Source organism: Mesorhizobium sp. M0159, from assembly GCF_040322295.1.
Taxonomy (GTDB): domain Bacteria; phylum Pseudomonadota; class Alphaproteobacteria; order Rhizobiales; family Rhizobiaceae; genus Mesorhizobium.
The window spans coordinates 98,470-121,755 of sequence record NZ_JAMYTF010000001.1 but is presented as its reverse complement, the minus strand read 5'-3'; the positions used below and the strand labels follow the sequence as shown (position 1 = coordinate 121,755).

Genomic DNA, 23,286 nt, shown 5'->3' with positions numbered 1-23,286 from the left:
CCAATCTTTGAAACAGCCATCCTTCCACAAGGAGCAAACCCATGGATTATCGAAATCTTGGCGCATCAGGCCTGAAGGTCCCGGCGCTCTCGTTCGGCGCTGGAACCTTCGGCGGTTCAGGCCCGCTGTTCGGCGCCTGGGGCAACAGCGATGCGACGGAAGCACGGCGGCTGGTCGACATCTGCCTTGAGGCCGGCGTCAACCTGTTCGACACCGCCGACGTCTATTCGAATGGCGCTTCCGAACAAGTGCTCGGCGCTGCCATCAAGGGCCGCCGCGACGCCGTGCTGATCTCGACCAAGACCTCGCTGCCGATGGGCGACGGTCCCAACGATGCCGGATCGTCACGTTCACGCCTGATCAAGGCCGTCGAAGACGCGCTGGGGCGCCTTGGCACCGACTACATCGACCTGCTGCAACTGCACGCCTTCGACGCAGCAACACCGATCGAGGAGGTGCTGTCGACACTGGACAGTCTCGTGCGCGCCGGCAAACTGCGTTATGTCGGCGTCTCCAATTTTTCCGGCTGGCAAGTGATGAAATCGCTCGGCCTGGCGGGCAGATACGGCTATCCCCGATACGTCGCCCATCAGGTCTATTACTCGCTGGTCGGACGCGACTATGAATGGGAGTTGATGCCGCTCGGCCTCGACCAGGGTGTCGGTGCGCTGGTGTGGAGCCCGCTCGGCTGGGGCCGCCTGACCGGCAAGATCCGCCGTGGCCAGAAGCTGCCTGAGAAAAGCCGGCTGCACGACACGGCAAGCTTCGGACCGCCCGTCGAGGATGAGCATCTCTATCGGGTCGTCGACGCGCTTGATGTTGTCGCCGAGGAAACCGGCAAGACCATACCGCAGATCGCCATCAATTGGCTGCTGCAGCGGCCGACCGTCGCCTCCGTCATCGTCGGCGCGCGCAACGAGGAGCAGTTGCGCCAGAATCTCGGCGCCGTCGGCTGGTCGTTGACAGCCGAGCAGATGAAGAAGCTCGACACGGCAAGTGAGGTCACCGCACCCTATCCGTATTTTCCCTATCGCCGGCAGGAGGGTTTTGCCCGGCTGAACCCGCCCGCAGTCTGACGCTCCAAAAGCTGGGCGGCGGCTCCCAGGCTGCCGCCCGCCCGGCTAATGCAGAACGAACTCGCCGTCGACCTTGCGCCATTCGTTCGGCGCGATCAGCTTCTGGTGCGTGTAGCTGACCGAATGCAGCGGGCCTTCGAGCTTGGCCTTCCAGAACTCGATGAAACGGATCAGCACGGGAAATTTCGGGGCGATGTCGTAATCCTGCCAGATGAAGCTCTGCAGCAGATGCGGATGATCTGGAAAGTGATAAAGAATCTTGGCCGTGGTCAAGCCATAGCCCTTGAGCATCAGGTCCATTTCGGAATGGTCGCGCATTGCGGTCCCCTGGTTGATTCTCCTTCCTCCCAGGCTGAAATTGTGCACCCCATTTGCTTAATCGTCTATTGATATTTCTATGATCGAACCAGATTACTTCCGCAAAAACATGCGCTTAGCAGCCGACTCACGAGAGTGCTGACACCGCCTGGTAAGGCGCCTGCGGCATCCCGCCGCGCGAATCCAACGTCTAATGTTGCCGTCGCGGCCGAACTGTTAATAATGCGCGCGAATTCGCGGCCGCATCGCTGCGATCCTGCCGGCGGTCAAGCCGGCGGTTTGGTTTTGGGGAGGAAGGCGAAGAAATGTCCGATGTTCATGTCCATCGCGTCCAGCCGGCGTGGAAGAAGAACGCGCTGATTGACAATGACACCTACCTGAAATGGTACGCCGACAGCGTCAAGAACCCGGACAAGTTCTGGGGCAAGCACGGCAAGCGCATCGACTGGTTCAAGCCGTACAGCAAGGTCAAGAACACGTCCTTCGACGGCCAGGTCTCAATCAAATGGTTCGAGGATGGCCAGACCAACGTTTCCTGGAACTGCATCGACCGGCATCTGAAGAAGCGCGGCGAACAGACCGCCATCATCTGGGAAGGCGACAATCCCTACGACGACAGGAAGATCACCTATAACGAGCTTTACGCGCATGTCTGCCGCCTCGCCAATGTGATGAAAAAGCACGGCGTCAAGAAGGGCGACCGCGTAACCATCTACATGCCGATGATCCCGGAGGCCGCTTATGCGATGCTCGCCTGCACGCGCATCGGCGCCATTCATTCGGTCGTCTTCGGCGGCTTTTCGCCGGATGCGCTGGCCGGACGCATCGATGACTGCAAGTCGACCTTCGTCATCACCGCCGACGAAGGCCTGCGCGGCGGCAAGCCGATCCCGCTAAAGGAGAACACGGACAAGGCGATCGAGATCGCCGCCAAGGCCGGAACGAAAGTCGAAAAGGTCTTGGTAGTGCGCCGCACTGGCGGCAAGACCGGCTGGGCCGCCGGGCGCGACGTCTGGTACCATGACGAGGTCGCGACGGTTAAGGCCGAATGCAAGCCCGAGAAGATGAACGCCGAGGACCCGTTGTTCATCCTCTACACATCCGGCTCGACCGGCAAGCCGAAAGGTGTGCTGCACACCACCGCCGGCTATCTCGTCTATGTCTCGATGACCCACCAATATGTCTTCGACTATCATGACGGCGATATCTACTGGTGCACCGCCGATGTCGGCTGGGTCACCGGCCACAGCTACATCGTCTACGGGCCGCTCGCCAACGGCGCCACCACGCTGATGTTCGAAGGCGTGCCGAACTACCCGTCGCAGTCGCGTTTCTGGGACGTGATCGACAAGCACAAGGTCAACATCTTCTACACGGCGCCGACGGCGTTGCGCGCGCTGATGGGCGCCGGCGATGCCCATGTCACCAAAACGTCGCGCAAGTCGCTGCGCGTGCTCGGCACCGTCGGTGAGCCGATCAATCCGGAAGCCTGGGAGTGGTATTTCAAAGTCGTAGGCAACGGCAAGGTGCCGATCGTCGATACCTGGTGGCAGACCGAGACCGGCGGCATCATGATCACGCCGGTTCCGGGCGCCACCCACCTCAAGGCGGGTTCAGCGACGCGGCCCTTCTTTGGCGTCAAGCCGCAGCTGGTCGATACCGACGGCAAGGTGCTCGAAGGCGAAGCCAGCGGCAATCTTTGTATTGCCGACTCATGGCCGGGCCAGACGCGCACCGTCTATGGCGATCACGACCGCTTCGTGCAGACCTATTTCTCGACCTACAAGGGCAGATACTTCACCGGCGACGGCTGCCGCCGCGATGCTGACGGCTACTACTGGATCACCGGCCGCGTCGACGACGTCATCAACGTCTCCGGCCACCGCATGGGCACCGCCGAGGTCGAATCGGCGCTGGTTTCGCATGAGAAGGTCTCGGAGGCCGCCGTCGTCGGCTACCCGCACGATATCAAGGGCCAGGGCATCTACTGCTATGTCACGCTGATGGCCGGCGAAACGCCAAGCGAGGAATTGCGCCAGGAACTCGTCGCCCATGTCCGCAAGGAGATCGGCGCCATCGCTTCGCCCGACAAGATCCAGTTCGCGCCCGGCCTGCCGAAGACCCGTTCCGGCAAGATCATGCGACGCATCCTGCGCAAGATCGCCGAGGATGATTTTGCCGCGCTCGGCGATACCTCGACGCTGGCCGATCCGGCGGTCGTCGACGACCTTATCGCCAACCGGCAAAACAAGAAGGGCTGATGCAACCCGCATTGGGCGCCGTCACCGAGCTTTGGCGCTATCCCGCGAGCTCGCTCGCCGGCGAGTTTCAGCAGGCGATCTCCGTCGACTGGCATACCGTCGAAGGCGACCGCCTGTTTGGTCTTGTCGATACCTCGACCGATGAAATCGCACGGCCCGACCGCGAAGCGAAATGGCACAAGGTGCCCCGCATCCGCACCCGGCTGTCGCAGGCCGGCAGGCTGGAGGTCGCCATCCCCGACGGACGCTGGCTTTCGGCACCTGGCGCGCAAAGTGATCGCGCCATTTGCGCCTATCTCGGCTTTGCGGCTTCCATCCGGCCGTTCCGTCGGGAAAATGCGGCTCCGGATTACGCCGGCCCTCTGCTGACGGAACGCTACGTCAAAGCCCCTATTCATCTGCTGACCACCGCCTCACTGGCGCGTTTGAAAGTGCTGCATCCAAAGGGCACCGCCGACGCGCGCCGCTTCCGCCCCAACATCGTCGTCGATGTGCCGGAGGTCGAGGGGTCGTTCCCCGAGACGGAATGGATCGGGCGCAAGCTGGCGATCGGCGACCTGCTCCTGACCATCTCCGAGCCGTGCCGCCGCTGCGGCTTCACCATCATTGGCCAGGACGGGTTCGACCACGACCCGGCAATCCTGCGCAGCCTGGTCCGCCACAACGCCCATAACCTCGGCGTCTACTGCACCGTCGATCGACCGGCCCGCGTCGAGATCGGCGCCACGATGCGCCTCCTGTAGCTATCGGTACAAATCCGCCCGCGTCGGCGGCAGGCCGCTCGGCCCACGCGCGCGCCTTGTGGCGACGGTCTGGAAAACCTGCGCCGAGGCGCGTTCGAAGGTAATCGAGCAGCCGGTGAGATAAAGCAGCCAGAGCCGCGCCTTGGCTTCGCCGACCTCGGCGATAGCTTCGTCGAAGCGTGCGTGGAGGCGCTCGGCCCATAGCCTGCAGGTGCGCGCATAGTGCTCGCGCAAATTTTCGACGTCGTAGACGAGGAAGCCGTGCGCCTCGAGATTGCCGAGCGTCATGCCGATCGTATCGAGTTCGCCGCCCGGAAAAATGTATTTGATCAGCGCCTTGAATTCCGGCCCCTTGCGCAGCGTCTTCTTCAAGCTGCCCTTGTCGCGCCGGGTGATGGCGTGGTGCAGATAGATGCCGCCCGGCTTGAGCAGGCGATGGATCCTCGAGAAATAGGCCGCATGGTTGGCAAGCCCCAGATGCTCGAACATGCCGATCGACGAGATCTTGTCGAAGGAGCCGGACAGCTCGGCATAGGACTTTATCTCGATGGTGATGCGGTCCTCCAGCCCCTCGGCGCGGATGCGTTCACGGGCGAGCTCGGTCTGTGCTTCCGATAGCGAAACGCCGTGGCCGACGACGCCATAATTCTTCACCGCATGGATGAGCATCGCTCCCCAGCCGCAGCCGATGTCGAGCAATCTATCGCCGGGCTTCAGCCGAAGCTTGCGGCAGATATGGTCGAGCTTGTCTCTCTGGGCCTGATCGATATCGTTGGCGAAATCCTTGAAGTAGCCGCAGCTATAGACCATGCGCTCGTCGAGGAAGAGCCGGTAGAATGCGTTGGAAATGTCGTAATGATGCTGGATCGCCTCCTTGCTCGAACCGCTGACGAAAGGATTGCGGCCGGAAAGATCGGTTCGCGTCGTCATCTGTTTTCGCGAAAACAGCACCGCCGGCAGGTCGCGCAGGATCGCCAGCTTCGGCAATGTCTTGAGCTTCGTCCTGAGCTTGCCGTGCGTGGGCAAGGCGTAGAAATCGAACAGCGATCCGTCTTCGACGTCGACCGCCTTGGCAATCCACATCTCGATCAGCGTCGATAAAGAGGGCCGACGTACGATCTGCCAGACGATGTCCTGGTCGTTGATGGTGAGCACCGGGCCGGCAGCCGGGCCGATCCGCTCGCCTGTCCACAGCCTCACCGCAAAACCCGGCTTCAGCGTCTCGATGACCGTCCGAACAATCCGGGCCGCTCTCTCGGCTGCCTCCATCCCCGTCCTCCCTTACCCGGCAAAATAGTGGCCCGGAACAATAGCGGCTCGATCTTGCCTGCCCGATCGGCCGGCCGCAAGCCGCCCGAGTGCACAAGCAGGCTTGTTCAGGATTTTCGGGTGCCGCGCCTTGCCATTTGCCGGATGACACCCCATCATGAGGGAGTGTTCAACAAATCGAAAGGAGGTGATCCGATGTCGAGTGATTTCGTTTTCCAGAACGTGGCCTCAGCGGATCGCACTTTCGGGAAGCAGTCTTCCCGCTAAGGCGCGAGATGCGCGGCTGGCGACCAGGGTCGCCGCCAGGAGCCGCGCCATGGACGGAAACACGGAAGGCCGCCGGCTTCGCGAGAAGCGGCGGCCTTTTCCTTTTTGGGCTGTTGTCCCTATTTGGTTACGGTTAACATCTCGACGTTGCGCGCTATATCCTGGAAAGCCTGGTTGAGTTCCGTTCCATTGGCCGCCTGATAAAAGTGCTTGATCTTGGCGGTGTCCGGGCTCGCGCAATCCTGGAGCGTCGCCTTGGCATTCGTTTCGTTTAGGTCAAACCCAATGGTGAAGACCTCGATGCCCTTGTCGCGCATGGCAGCGCAAAGTTTCTTGGCGGCCGTGCGGGTCGGCTCCTTGCCGGCGTCATTGTAGACGTCGCTGACCGTGCTCGCATCGAAGTAGGACAGGTTGAATTCGCCATCGGTCATCAGGATCGCGATCTTGGCAACCTTCTTTGGATCCATCTTGGCCGGCCGTTCCGAGGCTTTCATCACACTGCCCCAGTTTTCCGAAAGCATGTACCAGGTCCACTGCACGCCGATATGGCCGGCGGTGCCGCCGGAGGCGACGAAATTCTTGATGACCGTCTTGAGCGCCGTCGCATCCGCTGTCAGCGGCATCAGCGCGGCGATCGGGCAGGCGGCGGTGCCGGTCTGCCAGGCGAAGGACGACAGCAGGTAGTCGCGGTTGACCATGCTGGCGTCGGGGCCTGCGTCCGAATATTGATAGATCCCCTTGCGCTCGGTGGCGCAATTATCGGGACGGATAAAGCCCGAGACATACTGCACGGCGTCATTGGCCGGCGCCTGTTTGCGTTGACTGGCGGTGGTTTCCACATAGACGCTGCTGGCGGCAAGTGTACCTGCATTCACCGAATTGGCATAAGGCACGATGGCAACCCGCACACGTGGCTTGGAGGGGTCCTGGCCGCCCAGGAAGCTGTCGACAGCATTCGCCGCGGCCGCCCGTAGATCGATGATTTTCTGGCCGGCCATCGACCCGGTCACGTCCAGCATCATCGCGACTTCGATCTGCTTGTCCGAATAGAGCGCCGTCGTCGATGCGGGGACGCGTTGCATGCCAACCGTGCTGAAAAGCGGGAAATAGTAGTTGACGTTGACATGGACGTCCGCCTGGACAGTCTTGGCTGTCCTGTCGACAACCAGATTGTCGAGGACGATCTGGTTGTCCTGGAGGATACCCGCCGTGCTGTTGGCATCGAGAAAGGCCTGCACCGATTTGCTGGCGTCGGCCTCGCTGATGACGCCGGTTGTCAGGTCGCGGGCCGTCGAGGTGACCGCTGCATCGACCACGCCTTGCAGGCTCGATTTTACATTGTAGAGTTGGGGCACGTTGACCGCAAAGCCGACACTCAGTGCCAGCACTGAGCCGATTATCCCAAACAGGACCGCGAAATTTCCGCTGCGATCCCCGGCAAAGCCGCCGATCGTCTGAACAAGACCCCCGAAACGCCGCATTCCTTCCGCCTCCATTCGCTACAGCCTGCAGCTGTCCGAACGTGCATTGCAGGAATCCGGCCGGATCGCGCCGCCAGGCCCGGGAAAGCGACCGGCCCGCGATCAGGTCATTGTTTCCAAACGGTTTCGAGCGGCGGCAGGGTAAACAGCGGGTAAACGAAAGCTGCGCCGGCACGGCTTTGTTGACAAAGCGCTTACCACGAACAGGCTCGCAATTCAGGACGACTGGACTGCGTCCCAATCCGGTACAGACGAGATGTATCGAACCGGTTCAGCACGATCGCGGTGGCGGGAAATGGAAACACGGACTGTGAATGTGTCCCGAAAGACTAGGCCAGCATCCGTGCGCTGACCGTCTTGTCGACGCCACGACAAGGCGGCTTGAACAGATTACCTTCCTGCTCGTGCGTCCAGACCTTGAACAGGGTGAGCCGATGCGGGCCAAAACTGTGCAGCAGCGGCACGTCGGTGGCGTCGCGGCCGCGGGCGATGACGACGCGGCCGATCCTCGGCACATTGTGGCGAGGATCGAAAGTGTACCACCTGCCGTCGAGGAACACTTCCACCCACGCCGAGAAATCCATCGGCGCCGGATCGGCGGGCACGCCGATATCGCCGAGATAGCCGTTCACGTAGCGGGCCGGGATGTTCATGCAGCGGCAGAGCGTGATCGCCAGATGGGCAAAGTCGCGGCAGACGCCGACGCGTTCCTCATGCGCCTGCGCCGCCGTGCGGGTCGAGCGCGCATAGCCGTAGCCAAAGGACAGGCGGTTGTGGACATAGTCGACGATGGCCTGCACCCGCGCCCAGCCCGGCGGAAGCTGGCCGAAAAGTTGCCAGGCCAGGTCGCCGAGATGGTCGGTCTCGCAGTAACGGCTGCCGAGCAGATAGCCGAGCACCTCGTCCGGCAATTCGGCAACCGGGACTTCTCTCGCCAGCGTGTTGACTTCGTCCGTCTCGCCGCTGTCCTCGACCACCGCGTCATAGAGGATGCGAAAGCTTCCGGCCGGCGCCGTGAAGCGGCGGCAGCTATTGCCGAAAAGGTCGTGGTAGACCCTGGTCGGGACCGACGGCGAGGTCAGCACGCGCGTCTGCCGCTTGATGTCGGCCTGGCGATCCCTGTGGATATCGAGCAATGAAACGACCGGCGTTGCTGCAACGCATTCAATGGCAATTTCATAGCCGAGCCGAATCAGCATCGCCCTCCCCTACGATCGTCATGGAAGATAGTGCCGATCAACGCGGGACAGTGCGTGGCGGTTCCTTGTGGTCGTCAAAAACGACGCCTCGCGGCTTCCCATACGGACGCGGCAACGTTACGGTCGATTGACACGCGTCTTTCGAAATAATCCCTCCAAGATAACCCCGGGAAACCGATGTTTGCAGGCAGAAAATTCGCGGCCTTCCTGTTCGATATGGACGGCACGATTCTCAATTCGATCGCCGCGGCGGAAAGGGTCTGGGCAGCGTGGGCGCATCGGCAAGGTCTTGATGTCGCCGCATTCCTGCCGACCATCCACGGCGTGCGGGCGATCGAGACCATCGGCCGGCTGGCGCTCCCAGGCGTCGATCCTGCCCGCGAAGCCGATTCGCTTTTGCAGGCCGAGGCGGCCGATGTCGAGGGCATTCGCCCGATTGCCGGCGCCGCGGCCTTCCTGGCGTCGCTGCCGCCTGGAAGCTGGGCGATCGCCACTTCGGCACCGCGCGAGCTCGCCCTGCTGCGCCTGCAGGCCGCGGGTATTCCGGCTCCCGCCGTGATTGTTGCGGCGGAGGATGTATCGCGCGGCAAGCCGGCGCCCGACTGCTTCCGGCTGGCGGCCGAACGGCTCGGCGTCGATGTGGGCGACTGCCTCGTCTTCGAGGACGCGCCGGCCGGCATAGCGGCGGCCGAAGCCGCGGGCGCTGCAATCGTGGTGATCAGCGCCACGCACCGGCATCCGTTGGAGACGCCGCATGCCGCCATCACCGGCTATGGCGCGATCGGCATCGCCGTCGATGACAACGGCTGGATTGCCATCGAAGCGGAACGGACCGCACAGCCTGCTTAACTAGCACCCTGCTTGCGCTAAAAGTCGCTGGTCAGGCCCTTGACCTCCCAGTCGCCATAGCGGCCAGGCTCCTTGCCGCCGCGCCCGCCGATCTCCCTCGGCAGCGTGGCTTCCTGCTCGCGATATTTCTCCCGCCGGGCCTCGGCCTCGACCAAGGCGCGCCTGGCTGCCGGGGTCAGCGGCTTTTGCGGCGAGCCGTTAGCATGCGTTTGGCTGGTTTTGTCGATCATGCGATCTTCCGCTAGATTGAAACAGGCCCCGATTGAAACGGGAACCGCTGTTTCCCATCATATAGCGATGGGCCCACAAGGATCGACCCCTTTGTTGGGCCAAAATGGAGCAGACGATGAACACCCTTCGCACCGCCATGCTTTTGGCCGCAATGACGGCCCTGTTCATGGGCGTCGGCTATCTCATCGGCGGATCCGGCGGCATGATGATTGCCTTGCTGATCGCCGCCGGCACCAATTTGTTCAGCTATTGGAACGCCGACAAGATGGTGCTGTCGATGCACCGTGCGATCGAAGTCGACGAACGCAACGCGCCTGAATATTACGCCATCGTGAAGGGTCTCGCGCAACGTGCCGGCCTGCCGATGCCGAGAACCTATCTCATCGACAATCCGCAGCCCAATGCCTTCGCCACCGGCCGCAATCCGCAAAATGCCGCTGTCGCCGCCAGCACCGGCCTGCTCGAGCGGCTATCGCATGAAGAAGTCGCGGCGGTGATGGCACACGAGCTCGCCCATGTGCAGCACCGCGATACGCTGACCATGACGATCGTCGCCACCTTTGCCGGCGCAATTTCGATGCTCGGCAATTTCGCCTTCTTTTTCGGCGGCAACCGCGACAATAACAATTCCTTTGGCATCGTCGGCGTGCTGGTGGCGATGATAGTCGCGCCCCTGGCCGCCATGATCGTGCAGATGGCGGTGAGCCGCACCCGCGAATATGAGGCCGACCGGCGCGGTGCCGAAATCTGTGGACACCCGCTGTGGCTCGCCTCGGCACTTGACAAGATCGCGCGGGGCGCCGAACGCATCCGCAACCCGGATGCCGAGCGCAATCCGGCAACCGCCCATCTCTTCATCATCAATCCTCTTTCCGGCGAGCGCATGGACAGTTTGTTTTCCACTCACCCGAGCACAGAAAACCGCATCGCCGCGTTGCAGAGGATGGCGAGCGAAATGGCCGGCGCACCCGAAGAGGCCGCGACGCCAAGGCCGGCGCCGGAAGGGACCGGGCAGCAGCCGTCTGGTCCGTGGGACAGGGCCGTGCGGCCCGAGAGGCCGCCTGAGCCGGCCAAGCCGAGACCCAATCCCTGGGGACGCAATCCGACCGGACCCAAAGGTCCGTGGTCGTGACGAGCGCGACAGACAAAAAAGGCGGGATCTCGCTGGCGGAAATGCGCGATCTTTGTGCAAGGCACTGGAACCCTATCGGAATACCGATGGCGAGCATAGCAACATCAAGTGACCTGGGCTTTCGCCCACTTCCTGAAGATGAATATGACACCTATCTTCGCCACATCGTCCGACTTGTCGGGGATGGTGCATCTCCAAAGCAAGTCGCGGACTATGTCGGCACGGTTGAGAAAGACTACATTCAGGTGATCTCCCCCCTAGGAAGCAAAGAAGATTTTGTCAGCGCCATATTTAAACTAGTCAACCGATCGCCGACACAATGAGGCCAACTCACAGTGAGGCTTCAGAAGCTCGCGGTCTCGCCGCGCGCAAGGCAGCTGCGCGCCTGCTTGCCGCCGTCATTGACGCGAAAACGCCGCTCGACGGGCTGACCGACCATGAAAACGGCCATCCACAATACAAGGCGCTCGACCTGCGCGACCGCGCCTTGGTGCGCGCCATTCTGGTCACCGCCCTGCGCTACCGCATGACCATATCAGGCCTTTTGGCCCGTCGCCTGGAAAAGCCGCTGCCGCCCAACGCCACGGCGCTTTCGCACATTTTGCATGTGGCGGCAGCGCAGATCCTGTTCCTCGATGTTCCCGACAGCGCCGCCGTCGACCTCGCCGTGACACACGCCAAGTCCGATCCGCGCACGGCGCGCTTTTCCGGCCTCGTCAATGGCGTGCTGCGCACGCTGGCGCGGGCCAAGCAGGACGAGCTCGCGGCAGCACTTGCCGCTACCGACGAGGCGCCAAAATGGTTTTCCGACCGTTTGAAAACGGTCTACGGCCTCGACAAGGCCAGGCAGATACTGCTCGCCCATCGCCATGAGGCACCGGTCGATTTCTCGGTCAAGTCGGACCCGGCGCTGTGGGCCGAACGGCTCGGCGGCTTTGTCTTGCCGACCGGCACGGTGCGGGTGGAAAAGCTCAGCGCTTCCGTGACCGAACTGCCCGGCTTTGGGGAAGGCGCCTGGTGGGTTCAGGATGCAGCGGCCAGCCTGCCGGCCCGGCTGTTCGGCGACATCAATGGTTTGCGAATCGCCGACCTCTGTGCCGCGCCGGGCGGCAAGACCGCCCAGCTGATCCTCGCCGGCGCCCACGTCACCGCGCTCGACATGTCCAAAACGCGGCTGGCACGGCTGACGCAGAACCTCGAACGGCTCGGTCTGGCCGCCGAGATCGTCCAGACCGATCTGCTCAAATACGAGCCGAAGGACCTCTTCGACGCCGTCCTCCTCGACCCACCTTGCTCTTCGACCGGCACGGTGCGGCGGCATCCCGACGTTCCCTGGACGAAGACGGCGGCCGACGTCGAAAAACTGGCCGACCTGCAACGCCGGCTGCTTGCCCGCGCCGTCACCCTGGTCAAGCCTGGTGGACGCATCGTCTTTTCCAACTGTTCGCTCGATCCGATGGAAGGCGAAGAGCTCTATCGCGACTTTCTCGCCGGCAATGCGGAGATTGTCGACGACCCGCTTCGGCCGGGTGAGATCGCCGGCATCGACCCGTTTCTGACGCCGCAAGGCACGTTGCGCACCACGCCTGCCGATCTGGAGCTAGGCTCGCCGGGCCGCTCCGGGCTGGACGGCTTCTTCGCCGCCCGCATGCGCAGAGCCGGCTAAGGGCCGATCTTGAAGCGCCGTCCGGCTTCTTGGGGCGAGGAGGCATGGAAAACAGGCTGAACGGCCCCACTGCCGCGGAATTCGCCTTCGCACAAGTTCTTGAATCATATAAACTTGTGCTTGGGTGAGGACGATCAGGAGGGGTTTTGGCAATCGCTGCCGGTAACACGACGCGTCTGTGGACGCTTGTCGCGAGGGAGTTCTGGCGCAAGACGCGCCGGCGCTTGCGCGCCGGGCCACTCTATCGCTGGCGCTACTCAGGCCGCACGCCGGAGCGCGTCCTGATCGCCCCACCGGACCTGCGGCTCGCCGATCCTCAGATCGCGCTCGAGATCTATTACGGCCGCTATCCGCTTTCGGGGCATCTGGTCGAGACCGGCGGCAAATCGCCCTTCCAGATCGACGTGCCCAATCCCGGCTGGCAAAAAACGCTGCATGGCTTTCGCTGGCTGCGCCATATGCGTGCCGCCGGTACCGAGCTCGCCGCCGCCAACGCGCGGGCGTTGGTTTCCGACTGGATTGCAATCCATGGCAGCCATATTTCCGGCGTCGCCTGGGAGCCCGGCACGACGGCCAAGCGTGTCATTGCCTGGCTGCAGCATTCCTCGATCGTGTTGCAGGGCGCCGAATTTCCGTTCTACCGCGCGTTCTTGAAATCGCTCGCCGTCCAGATCCGCTATCTGCGCGCCATGGTGCGCGAGATGCCGGACGGCAAGGACAGGCTGCGCGCCCGCATTGCGCTGGCCTTTGCCGCTTTGTCGCTGCCGGCGCCGGCCTCGGCGCTACGCGGTGCTACCCGCAATCTCGCCGAGGAGCTCGACCGCCAGATCCTGCCTGACGGCGGCCATATCTCGCGTAATCCGATGACCGTGCTTGAAATCCTCGCCGACCTTCTGCCGTTGCGCCAGACATACGCCAATCAGGCCGAGACGCCGCCGGCCGCCCTGATCGGCGCCATCGACCGGATGCTGCCGGCACTGCGCTTCTTTCGCCATCAGGACGGCAGCCTTGCCCGCTTCAACGGCATGGGCGCCACCATTCACGACCGTATCGCCAGCATCCTGCATCACGACGACACCGCCGGCGCACCGTTGCTGCACGCGCCGCATTCGGGTTATGAGCGCCTGTCGATGGGCGGTGTCACTGTGATCGCCGATACCGGCCCGCCGCCCCTCGTCGACGTATCCAATGCCGCTCACGCCGGATGCCTCGCCTTCGAATTGTCGTCGGGCCGCCAGCACTATATCGTCAACGCCGGAATAGACACTTATGGCGCCGCCGAGTTCCGGCCGCTTGCCCGCGCCACCGCCGCCCACTCGACCGCCACCATCAACGACACGTCGTCGGCGCGCTTCAATCACTCCTTGCGCGTCAACGACCTGCTCGGCACGCCTTTGATCGGCGGGCCGCAGCATGTGCCTTGCAAGCGCACCGACCAGAAGGGCAGCCAGGGCTTCATCGCCCGCCATGACGGCTATGTGGCGCGCTTCGGCTTCCTGCATGAGCGCGAGCTGAAATTATCGACCGACGGCAATGTGCTTGCCGGCAGGGACCGTTTCCTGCGCCCGGGCGGCGCTTCTATCCGCAACAATGGCCGTGACTTCGTCACGGTGCGTTTCCATGTCCATCCCGATATAAGCCTGCTCCAGGATGAGCATGACCGTCTGGTGCTGGCCGCCGACCATGCCGACACCTGGGTGTTTACCTCTACCGAAGTGGTGCCCGAGGTCGAGGAATCGATCTATTTCGCAGGGCTTGGCGGCCCGCGCCGCAGCCGCCAGATCGTGCTTGCGTTCAAGGCCTCGGAAATTTCCGAGGTCCACTGGCAATTGACGCGCACCATCATCGCCGGCCGTCCGGAAAAAGCTGAAGCCGGTGGCAACGGCAGACACTGATCAAGTCTTGCGGCTTGATTTCCGGGCCTCATATGCTACGGCCCGCGGACGCTCCCAACCAGAACTGGAAAGGCCGCCAGCCCATGGCCGTCGCCGCCAAGAACATTCCCGCGCCCGACCTTGTACCCATCCGTCGCGCGCTCCTTTCCGTCTTTGATAAGACCGGCCTGATCGATTTCGCCAGGGCGCTGGCTTCGGCCGGCGTCGAGCTAGTCTCGACCGGCGGCACCGCAAGGGCCCTTGCCGAGGCGGGCATGGCGGTGCGCGACGTGTCCGAGCTCACCGGCTTTCCCGAGATCATGGACGGCCGCGTCAAGACGCTGCACCCGTCGGTGCATGGCGCACTGCTTGGCGTGCGCGACGATCCCGAGCACGCCGCAGCGATGCGCGACCACGGCATCGAGCCGATCGATCTCGTCATCTCCAATCTCTATCCGTTCGAAGAGGTGCGTCGCTCCGGCGCCGACTACGCGGCGATCGTCGAGAACATCGACATCGGCGGCCCGGCGATGATCCGTGCCTCGGCCAAGAACCACGCCTATGTCGGCATCGTCACCGATCCCGATGACTATGCCTCGGTGCTCAACGCGCTGGAGATGAATTTCGGGTCGTTGTCGCTGGATTTCCGCAAGAAGCTGGCAGCCAAGGCCTTTGCCCGCACCGCCACCTACGATGCGGCAATCTCGGGATGGTTCGCCGAGGCGCTTGAGATCGAGCATCCGACATGGCGCGCCTTCGGCGGCAAGCTGCAGTCGGTGATGCGCTATGGCGAAAACCCGCATCAGGGCGCCGGCTTCTATGTCAACGGCGACAGGCGGCCGGGCGTCGCCACGGCGCGCCAGCTTCAGGGCAAGCAGCTTTCCTACAACAACATCAACGACACCGACGCTGCCTTCGAGCTGGTCGGCGAGTTCGACCCGTCGCGCTCCGCAGCAATTGCCATCATCAAGCACGCCAACCCGTGCGGCGTCGCTGAGGACGCTTCGCTGCAGGCGGCCTATGCCAAGGCGCTGGCCTGCGACCCGGTCTCGGCCTTCGGCGGCATCGTCGCCATGAACCGCATCCTCGATGCCGGAACCGCCGAAGAGATCGTCAAGACCTTTACCGAAGTGATCATCGCACCGGAGGCGTCCGAAGAAGCAGTCCGCATCATTGCCGCCAAGAAGAACCTACGCCTGCTGGTCACCGGCGGCCTGCCCGACCCGCGCGCGGCGGGCCTTGGCTTGAAATCGGTTGCCGGCGGTTTGCTGGTCCAGGGCCGCGACAACGCGGTGGTGGATGACCTCGAGCTGAAAGTGGTGACCAGGCGCGCTCCGACGCCGGCCGAATTGGCCGATCTGAAATTCGCTTTTCGCGTGGCAAAGCACGTCAAGTCGAACGCCATCGTCTATGCCAGGGATGGCGCTACAGTCGGCATCGGCGCCGGCCAGATGAGCCGGGTCGATTCCTCGCGCATCGCGGCGCGCAAGGCGCTCGACGCGGCCGAGGCTGCCGGCCTGACGGAGCCTTTGACCAGGGGCTCGGTCGTCGCCTCGGATGCCTTTTTCCCGTTCGCGGACGGGCTTTTGTCGGCAATCGAAGCCGGCGCCACCGCCGTCATCCAGCCCGGCGGCTCGATGCGCGACGACGATGTCATCGCCGCCGCCGACGCTCACGGCATTGCCATGGTCTTCACCGGAGTGAGGCATTTCCGGCATTGAACGCGTTACCCTCCCGCTGTGGGAGAAGGCAAGAGCAGCTCACTCCGCCGGCCGATCTGCCGGATAGGGCGTGCCGATCAGGATCGCCATGCCGGCGCCAAGGAACAGCACGATCGCCGCCATGCCGAGCCGCGCCGAGCCGCTGGCCAGGGTGATCGTGGCCACCATGAAGGGTGCGGCAAAACTGGTTGCCCGGCCGGCCAGCGCATAGATGCCGAAATAGCGGCCCGATTCGGCAGCGGAGACGCTGCGCGCCATGTAGGAGCGCGACGATGCCTGCACCGGGCCGAAAGCAAGCCCGATCAGCAGGCCGTAGAAAATGTAGGCTTTTTCCGCCGCCGTGCCGAACAATCCGCCACCATCCAGTCCGGGCATCACCCAGGCGCCGAACAGCGTATAGCCCGGTCCGGTCGAAACGATGCCGATCGTGGCAATGCTCAGCATGACCAGCGAAATCATCACTATGGTCTTGGAACCCAGCGCTGTGTCGAGGCGTGCGGCAACCAGGCAGCCGACGATGGCAACGACGTTGAGGATGATGCCGAACAGGCCGATCTCGGTAATCGACCAATGGAACATTGCCGCCGCAAACGTTCCGCCCAGCGCCAGCAGTGCATTGACGCCGTCCTGATAGATCATACGGGCGACGAGAAAGCGAAAAATGCCGCTGCGCTTGCGCACTTCGGCCAGCGTCGACTTCAGTTCCGACAGGCCTTCGCGCACCGCCGGCCCGATTGGAATGCCTTTGATCGCATCAGGCGTGAAGAAGAACATCGGCAGGATGAACAGGAAATACCAGCCCGCCGACAACGGCCCGGTAGCGCGCGCGTCCTCGCCGAGCCTGGGGTCGAGGCCGAAGATCGGGTCGAGCCCAACGACGGTCTTGCCGGTTTCAGGCGAGCCGGCCATGACGGTAACGACGAAGATCAGTGCGATCATGCCGCCGAGATAGCCGAGTCCCCAGGCCATGTTCGAGATCCTGCCGATGTCGCTCTTCGGCACCAGGCGGGGCATCATCGAATCATTGAACACGGTCGAGAATTCCGCCGCGACCGACGCCAGCGAGAACAACGCCACGACCAGAAAAAGATCAGAGCCGGGCGCGGCAAACCACAGCAGGGTGAGGCAGGTGATCTTGACCGCGGCGAAGAAGGCTATCCACGGTTTGCGTGGTCCGGTCTGATCGGCGATCGAGCCGAGGACCGGCGACAAAACGGCAATGACGAGGCCGGCGGCGGCAATGCCGTAGCCCCAGGCCGCTTGCCCGGTCTCCGGATTGCTGGCCATACGCGAGACGAAATAAGGACCGAAGATGAAGGTGGTAACGACCGTGAAAAACGGCTGTGCCGCCCAGTCGAACAGCATCCATCCCCAGATGCCGCGTCCCGATGCCCGCTGCACTGCCATCTCAGCCATGTCCCTCCGCTGGAGCTTGCTCCATGCCGATCGAATCGGAATGATGCTCCGTCTTCTTGTTGAGCACGATCTTGTCCAAAAGCCGATCGTCACTTTTTGGGATCATGGTCCGGCGCCCCCCAAAGCAGCGCGCCGTTTGCTCTATAGCGCGGTTCTTGCCGGCAATCCCGCGCGATATGGAAGACGTCTCACAGCTGCGTCAGATCACTCATCAGGCCGGATGCCACCGACAGCCGCGACACGGTGATGTCGCCGCCCTCGGTCAGAGCCTGCAACCGCTCGCGGATGCGTCCGACCCGTTCGCCGCCGGCCTCCAACCATGCCGTCACCGGATCCGCCGCCTCGGCATGGCCGGTCAGCGCCGCCACCGCGATGCCGCGCCTGGCCGCGCCGATCGTGTCGGTGGCGCGGGAAAGCGCCAGTTGATCGTAATAATCCGAGGGCGTGATCGAGCGCGCCGCATCTTCGACGCGCGGGATGCGGAAGACATCGCTGACTGCAAAAAACGCCTTGGCGGCAGCGACGATGCCGGCATTTGCCGTCCGCGCCGTCAGCGCTATGTCGGGGATGAGTTCCGCCACATCGGTCAACGCCAGTTGCTCGGCAAGGCTCTCGGGCGCGCCGCCCTTCGACAGGCTGTGCCGCCGCTCCTCGATCCGCTCGCGCGAGAAGGCCGGCAGCAGCGAAACGAGCTTCGGCTCCAGCGCCTTGCGCGCATCCTGCAACTCGGCAATCCGCTGCCCGAGCAGTGCAGTGTCGGCATCGTTCTTCAGGTACCAGCCGCTGGTCACATAGATCAGCCGGCTGACCGCCTGATAGAGGTCGAGCTGGATCTGTCCGTCGATCTGGTTGTCGAGCGCGTCGATCTGGCGATAGAGCGCCGGCAGTGCAAAGCCATCCCGCACCACGGCGAAGGTGCGCACGACATCGGCGGCACTGCGCCCGGTCGCTTCCTGCAGCCTGTTGACGAAGGACGGGCCGCCGCGATTGACCAGATCATTGGCGACGACACGGGCGATGATCTCGCGGCGCAGGCGATGGCCGTGGATTTCCGCCGCATATTTCTTTGCCATGCCGTCGGGAAAGTAACCCATCAGGTCGCGGTCGAAATGCGGATCGTCCGGCACGTCGCTGGCGACGATATCGGAAAACAGCACGATCTTGGCATAGGCAAGCAGCACGCCGAGCTCGGCCCGGGTGAGCGGCTCGCCGCGCGCTTCGCGCTCGGCAACAGCCGCCGGCGACGGCAGCGTCTCAACGGCACGGTCGAGCAGCCCGCGCGCCTCGAGCGCCTCCATGAAGCGGCTCTGATGGGCAATGTCGGCAAGGCCGCGCTTGCGAGCAAGGGACAGCGCCAGCGTCTGCTGGTAATTGTTGGACAGCACCAGGGCGCTGACCTCGTCGGTCATCTCGGCCAGCAATTTGTTGCGCGACGGCCGCGTCAGCGATCCCTTTCGCATGGCGGAAGCCAGCGCGATCTTGATGTTGACCTCGACGTCTGAGCAGTTCACGCCGCCCGAATTGTCGATCGCATCTGAGTTGCAGCGGCCGCCATTCAATCCGAATTCGATGCGCGCCCGCTGCGTGACGCCGAGATTGGCGCCTTCACCGATGACCTTGGCACGCAGGTCGAGCGCGGTGATGCGGATCGCGTCATTGGCACGGTCGCCGACGTCCTGGTTGGTCTCGCCCGATGCCCTGACATAGGTGCCGATGCCGCCGAACCACAAAAGATCTGCCGGCGCCTTGAGGATGGCACTCATGATCTCGACCGGCGTGGCCGTTGTCTTGCCGAGGCCGATAGCTGCAGCCGCGGCGGCCGGCAAGGTGATCGACTTCTGGCTGCGCGAGACGATGATGCCGCCTTCGGACAGCTTCGTCTTGTCGTAATCCTGCCAGCTTGAGCGGGCGAGAGCGAACATACGCCGGCGCTCGGCCATCGAAGCCGCCATGTCGGGATCGGGATCGATGAAGATGTCGCGATGATCGAAGGCGGCGATCAGCCGGGTCTGCTCCGACAGCAGCATGCCGTTGCCGAACACGTCACCTGACATGTCGCCAACGCCGATGGCGGTGAACGGCGTGGTTTGGATGTCGCGGTTCATCTCGCGGAAATGCCGCTTGACCGCTTCCCAGGCGCCCTTGGCGGTGATGCCCATCTTCTTGTGGTCGTAGCCGGCCGAACCGCCGCTGGCGAAAGCGTCGTCGAGCCAGAAGCCGTGCCTTTCGCTGATGGCGTTGGCGATGTCCGAGAAGGTCGCCGTGCCCTTGTCCGCGGCGACGACGAAATACGGATCATCCTGATCGCGCCGCACGACGCCGGCTGGCGGGATGACGCCGTCCAGCCCGATATTGTCGGTGATCGACAACAGGCTGGAAACGTAATTCTTGTAGGCGGCCGTGCCGGCCTCGAAAATTGCGTCGCGCCCGGCGCTCATCGGCAGCTTTTTCGGGTAGAAGCCGCCCTTGGCGCCAACCGGCACGATCACCGCATTCTTGACCTGCTGTGCCTTGACCAGGCCGAGCACCTCGGTGCGATAGTCCTGCGCACGGTCCGACCAGCGCAGGCCGCCACGCGCGACCGGGCCGAAGCGCAGATGCACACCCTCGACCTCGGAGCCGTAGACGAAGATCTCCCGCCATGGCCGCGGCGCCGGCAGCCCGTCGACCGATTGCGAATCGAGCTTGATCGCCAGCGATTGGCCTTTCTGTTTCGTATCGGAAACGAAATGATTGGTGCGCAGCGAGGCTTCGATCAGGTTCAGATAACGGCGGATGATGGTGTCGTCGTCAATGTTGGGAACGTCTTCCAGCGCATCCGTGATCTTGGCTTTCAGATGTTTGGCCTGAACGACGCCTTCCGTCTCGGCCGTCGGGCTGAGGCGGGCGACAAACAGCGCATGCAGGCCGCGGGCGATCTCGGGATAACGGTTGAGTGCGGCGGCGATGAAATCCTGGCTCTGCGGGATGCCGGCCTGCTGCAGATAGCGGCCATAGGCGCGCAGGACGGTGATCTCGCCCGACCACAGGCCGGCGGTCTGGGCAAGGCCGTTATAGCCGTCATTGTCGACATCGCCGCGCCAGACGGAAAGGAACGCATCCTCGAACAGCGCGCCGCCATTGCCGAGGTCGATCGGCCTGCCGTAGCTGTTCTCGAGTTCCATGTCGTGGATGAAGACCATGCCGGGCTGATCACTATTGATCATGCCGGATTGAATGTCGCCGACCTCGAAAGTGCGCTCGCTGATGACGCGGAAACCGATGTTTTCCAGCACGGGCACGCGCCGCGACAGCGCCACCGGGCTGCCATGGTGATAGATCTTCAGCGCCGCCTGATGCGGCTTCTGGACGGTGTGACGGTAATAGTCGATGGCGATCGGATTTGACGCATCGAGCTTGGCGATGCGCCTGGCGTCGGCAAGCGCCACGGCCGGCGGAAAACTGTCGCGATAACTTTCCGAAAAACGCGAGGCGATGGCCGTGAGTCTCGCATCGGCGCCGGTCTCTGTCGCGGTCTCGCGCAGTGCATCGTCCCAGGTCCGTACGATGTCGCGGATCGCCGCCTCGATCGTCGCCTGCTCGACCTTCGGCGTCTTGCCGCCGGAGCGGCCGATGATGAAATGGACGCGCGCCAGCCCGCCTTCCGGGAAGGCCGGATAATAGGCCGACAGCCGGCCTTCGAAGACGGTCTTCAGATAGGTGCCGATCTTCTCGCGCACGACGCTGTCGTAGCGGTCGCGCGGCACGAAGACGAGCACGGAGACGAAGCGGTCGAACTGGTCGACACGCACCAATGCCCTGACGCGCGGTCGCTCGATCAAGCCCAGTATGGCTTCGGCATGCTTGCGCAGGATCGGCACCGGAACCTGGAACAGCTCGTCGCGCGGATAGCTCTCCAGCACGTTGATCAAAGCTTTGCCGGAATGGTCGCTTGGATTGAAGCCGGATTTGGCAATGACGGTTTCCGCCTTCGAGCGCAGGTAGGGGATCTTCATCACCGAGCGCGTATAGGCAGTCGAGGTGAACAGGCCGACGATACGGAGCTCGCCTGAAAGCACGCCTTTGCCGGTGTAGGTCTTGACGCCAATGTAGTCGAGGTAGATGCGGCGGTGCACCGATGACTTGGCGTTGGCCTTGGTGACGATCAGCGGTTCCGGCCCATGCAGGAAGGCACGGATTTCCGGCGTCGTGCTCACCGCTTCGGTGCCGCGCCTGAGCACCAGCACGTCGGGATCGGAAAGGATGCCGAGGCCGGGCTTTTCGGCGCGCTCGAGCATGCCGCTCGTCTCGCCGCCGGTGTAGTTGAATTCGCGCATGCCGAGAAAGGTGAAATTGTCGTCGCGCAGCCATTCGAGGAAGGCGATCGCCTCGGTGACATGGGCCTTGTCGAGCGGCACTGGCGAGTAGCGGAATTCCGAGATCGCCTGGTCGAGGCGGGCAAGCATCGGCTTCCAGTCGGTGACGGCGGCTCGCACCTGGCCGAGCAGCTTCGTCAGGCGTGCGGCCAGGCCTTCGGCCTGCTCGGCCGAAAGGCGGCCGATATGGACATGGATGACGCTCAGTCGGTCATGGCTGTGGTCGCCCTTGGCATAACCGCCATCGCCGAGGATTTCCTCGACGCCGTTCTTGCCGTGCCTGACGACTATGACCGGATGGGTAACCAGCAGCGGCTCGCCGGCGCTTTCTGTAATCTCGCCGAGGACGGAATCGAACAGGAACGGCATGTTGTCGTTGACGACGGTGATCACCGTCATCGGCCGGCGCTGGCGGACGACACCGGAATCAACGTCTATAGCAACGACGCAGTCGTCCTTCTTGTGCCTGGCCACTGCGCGGCCGGCGAGTTCGGCAGCGCGTTCGAGATCGATGACGTCGTAGGCGGCGACATCTTCGGCCGGAGCTCGGGCCAGCAAGTAGTCGGCAAGCCTGCCGGGCTTTTCGCCACCCGCGGCTTCACCCCTCGTCACGCCGGCTTTTTTCAACCGGCTCGCTGACTTTACGCTGGCCATGAGTCCCTCCCGTCACATGTTTTTGCGGCTATGCTAACAGATGACGGGTATTTGGCGACAAAGGTTTGACGGCTTGCGACGAAATGTCGAAATTCACCGGCAGCCTGGCGAAAACGAGGAGAAATCCGCCTTGACGGAGAAAATTACCGCGCTTGACCTGGCACCGGCGGAGCTGAGCGACGCGACCAAGGCCTATTTCGCCAAGTGCCGGGAGAAGCTCGGCCTCGTTCCCAATGTGCTGCTCGCCTATGCCTTCGACGAGAAGAAGCTGCGCGCTTTCACCGACATGTACAATGATTTGATGCTGGGTGAATCCGGCCTGTCGAAACTCGAGCGCGAGATGATCGCGGTGGCCGTCTCGTCGATCAACCATTGCTACTATTGCCTGGTCGCGCATGGCGCGGCGGTGCGCCAGCTTTCCGGCGACCCGGCCTTCGGCGAGATGATGGTGATGAATTTTCGCGCCGCCGAGCTGTCGGACAGGCAACGCGCCATGCTCGAATTCGCGGTGAAGCTGACCGGGCAGCCGGCAAAGATCGTCGAAGCGGACCGGGCGGCGCTGCGGCAAGTCGGCTTTTCCGACCGCGACATCTGGGACGTCGCCTCGACCGCGGCGTTCTTCAACATGTCGAACCGGCTGGCATCGGCAATCGACATGCGGCCGAACGATGAATACCATGCGATGGCGCGATAGGCACCGCCGTTGCGAGCCAACCACACATTATATTAGCTACTTCGCATTCTCGTTGCTTGTTTGCCGGTTTGGTCCGATGA

17 protein-coding genes are annotated in these 23,286 nt (G+C 63.1%); 10 read left to right on the top strand and 7 right to left on the bottom strand.

Annotation, left to right across the window (positions count from 1 at the left end; translation table 11 throughout):
- Nucleotides 1-41: 41 nt before the first annotated feature.
- Entirely contained in the window at nucleotides 42-1,076 is a 1,035-nt protein-coding gene (locus NKJ32_RS00565) for an aldo/keto reductase (RefSeq protein WP_352574608.1), read from the top strand.
- 45 nt (nucleotides 1,077-1,121) lie between these two features.
- Here the strand turns inward: NKJ32_RS00565 and NKJ32_RS00560 are convergent, their stop codons facing one another.
- On the bottom strand, nucleotides 1,122-1,394 hold the full coding sequence (locus NKJ32_RS00560) for an usg protein (protein ID WP_023678111.1): 273 nt from the start codon (nucleotides 1,392-1,394) through the stop codon (nucleotides 1,122-1,124).
- A gap of 305 nt (nucleotides 1,395-1,699) precedes the next feature.
- Here NKJ32_RS00560 and acs point away from each other — a divergent pair, with 305 nt between their 5' ends.
- A complete protein-coding gene (gene acs / locus NKJ32_RS00555) occupies nucleotides 1,700-3,655 on the top strand; it encodes an acetate--CoA ligase (protein WP_352754673.1) in 1,956 nt (651 codons plus the stop codon).
- Nucleotides 3,655-4,398, top strand: a complete 744-nt coding sequence (locus NKJ32_RS00550) for an MOSC domain-containing protein (RefSeq protein WP_352826637.1) — start codon at nucleotides 3,655-3,657, stop codon at nucleotides 4,396-4,398. Before acs ends, NKJ32_RS00550 begins: the two co-directional genes overlap by 1 nt.
- On the opposite strand, the gene NKJ32_RS00545 is transcribed toward NKJ32_RS00550, so the two are convergent.
- The 3 genes from NKJ32_RS00545 to NKJ32_RS00535 form a co-directional block, all read right to left on the bottom strand.
- The gene (locus NKJ32_RS00545) at nucleotides 4,399-5,667 is read right to left on the bottom strand and encodes a class I SAM-dependent methyltransferase (protein ID WP_352569511.1); all 1,269 of its coding nucleotides are present in this window, start codon (nucleotides 5,665-5,667) and stop codon (nucleotides 4,399-4,401) included.
- 386 nt (nucleotides 5,668-6,053) lie between these two features.
- Nucleotides 6,054-7,415 (bottom strand): vWA domain-containing protein, encoded by a 1,362-nt coding sequence (locus NKJ32_RS00540; RefSeq protein WP_352569510.1) that lies wholly within the window; start codon nucleotides 7,413-7,415, stop codon nucleotides 6,054-6,056.
- Between the two features lie 329 nt (nucleotides 7,416-7,744).
- Nucleotides 7,745-8,614, bottom strand: a complete 870-nt coding sequence (locus NKJ32_RS00535) for a transglutaminase-like domain-containing protein (RefSeq protein ID WP_352455019.1) — start codon at nucleotides 8,612-8,614, stop codon at nucleotides 7,745-7,747.
- 177 nt (nucleotides 8,615-8,791) lie between these two features.
- Here NKJ32_RS00535 and NKJ32_RS00530 point away from each other — a divergent pair, with 177 nt between their 5' ends.
- Entirely contained in the window at nucleotides 8,792-9,463 is a 672-nt protein-coding gene (locus NKJ32_RS00530) for an HAD-IA family hydrolase (protein WP_352569509.1), read from the top strand.
- Between the two features lie 17 nt (nucleotides 9,464-9,480).
- On the opposite strand, the gene NKJ32_RS00525 is transcribed toward NKJ32_RS00530, so the two are convergent.
- A complete protein-coding gene (locus NKJ32_RS00525) occupies nucleotides 9,481-9,693 on the bottom strand; it encodes a DUF1674 domain-containing protein (protein ID WP_352451229.1) in 213 nt (70 codons plus the stop codon).
- A 116-nt stretch (nucleotides 9,694-9,809) separates the two neighbouring features.
- Here NKJ32_RS00525 and htpX point away from each other — a divergent pair, with 116 nt between their 5' ends.
- The 5 genes from htpX to purH all read left to right on the top strand — a co-directional run bounded on the left by htpX (nucleotide 9,810) and on the right by purH (nucleotide 16,087).
- Nucleotides 9,810-10,826 (top strand): zinc metalloprotease HtpX, encoded by a 1,017-nt coding sequence (gene htpX, locus NKJ32_RS00520; RefSeq protein WP_352569508.1) that lies wholly within the window; start codon nucleotides 9,810-9,812, stop codon nucleotides 10,824-10,826.
- A complete protein-coding gene (locus NKJ32_RS00515) occupies nucleotides 10,817-11,149 on the top strand; it encodes a hypothetical protein (protein ID WP_352826636.1) in 333 nt (110 codons plus the stop codon). The genes htpX and NKJ32_RS00515 overlap by 10 nt, the downstream gene beginning before the upstream one ends.
- On the top strand, nucleotides 11,146-12,492 hold the full coding sequence (locus NKJ32_RS00510) for an RsmB/NOP family class I SAM-dependent RNA methyltransferase (protein ID WP_352569507.1): 1,347 nt from the start codon (nucleotides 11,146-11,148) through the stop codon (nucleotides 12,490-12,492). The genes NKJ32_RS00515 and NKJ32_RS00510 overlap by 4 nt, the downstream gene beginning before the upstream one ends.
- Before the next feature lie 146 nt (nucleotides 12,493-12,638).
- Nucleotides 12,639-14,387 carry a heparinase II/III family protein gene (locus tag NKJ32_RS00505; protein ID WP_352569506.1) on the top strand — a complete coding sequence of 583 codons (1,749 nt, stop codon included), beginning with the start codon at nucleotides 12,639-12,641 and terminating at the stop codon, nucleotides 14,385-14,387.
- A gap of 83 nt (nucleotides 14,388-14,470) precedes the next feature.
- Nucleotides 14,471-16,087 carry a bifunctional phosphoribosylaminoimidazolecarboxamide formyltransferase/IMP cyclohydrolase gene (gene purH, locus NKJ32_RS00500; RefSeq protein WP_352569505.1) on the top strand — a complete coding sequence of 539 codons (1,617 nt, stop codon included), beginning with the start codon at nucleotides 14,471-14,473 and terminating at the stop codon, nucleotides 16,085-16,087.
- 39 nt (nucleotides 16,088-16,126) lie between these two features.
- Here purH and NKJ32_RS00495 read toward each other — a convergent pair whose 3' ends face one another.
- Both NKJ32_RS00495 and NKJ32_RS00490 read right to left on the bottom strand, forming a co-directional pair.
- Nucleotides 16,127-17,503: an MFS transporter gene (locus NKJ32_RS00495; RefSeq protein ID WP_023678123.1), complete on the bottom strand. Its 1,377-nt coding sequence runs from the start codon at nucleotides 17,501-17,503 to the stop codon at nucleotides 16,127-16,129.
- A 188-nt stretch (nucleotides 17,504-17,691) separates the two neighbouring features.
- A complete protein-coding gene (locus NKJ32_RS00490) occupies nucleotides 17,692-22,512 on the bottom strand; it encodes an NAD-glutamate dehydrogenase (protein WP_352754682.1) in 4,821 nt (1,606 codons plus the stop codon).
- Between the two features lie 130 nt (nucleotides 22,513-22,642).
- Here NKJ32_RS00490 and NKJ32_RS00485 point away from each other — a divergent pair, with 130 nt between their 5' ends.
- Nucleotides 22,643-23,206: a peroxidase-related enzyme gene (locus tag NKJ32_RS00485; RefSeq protein WP_023678125.1), complete on the top strand. Its 564-nt coding sequence runs from the start codon at nucleotides 22,643-22,645 to the stop codon at nucleotides 23,204-23,206.
- Nucleotides 23,207-23,286 lie beyond the last annotated feature (80 nt).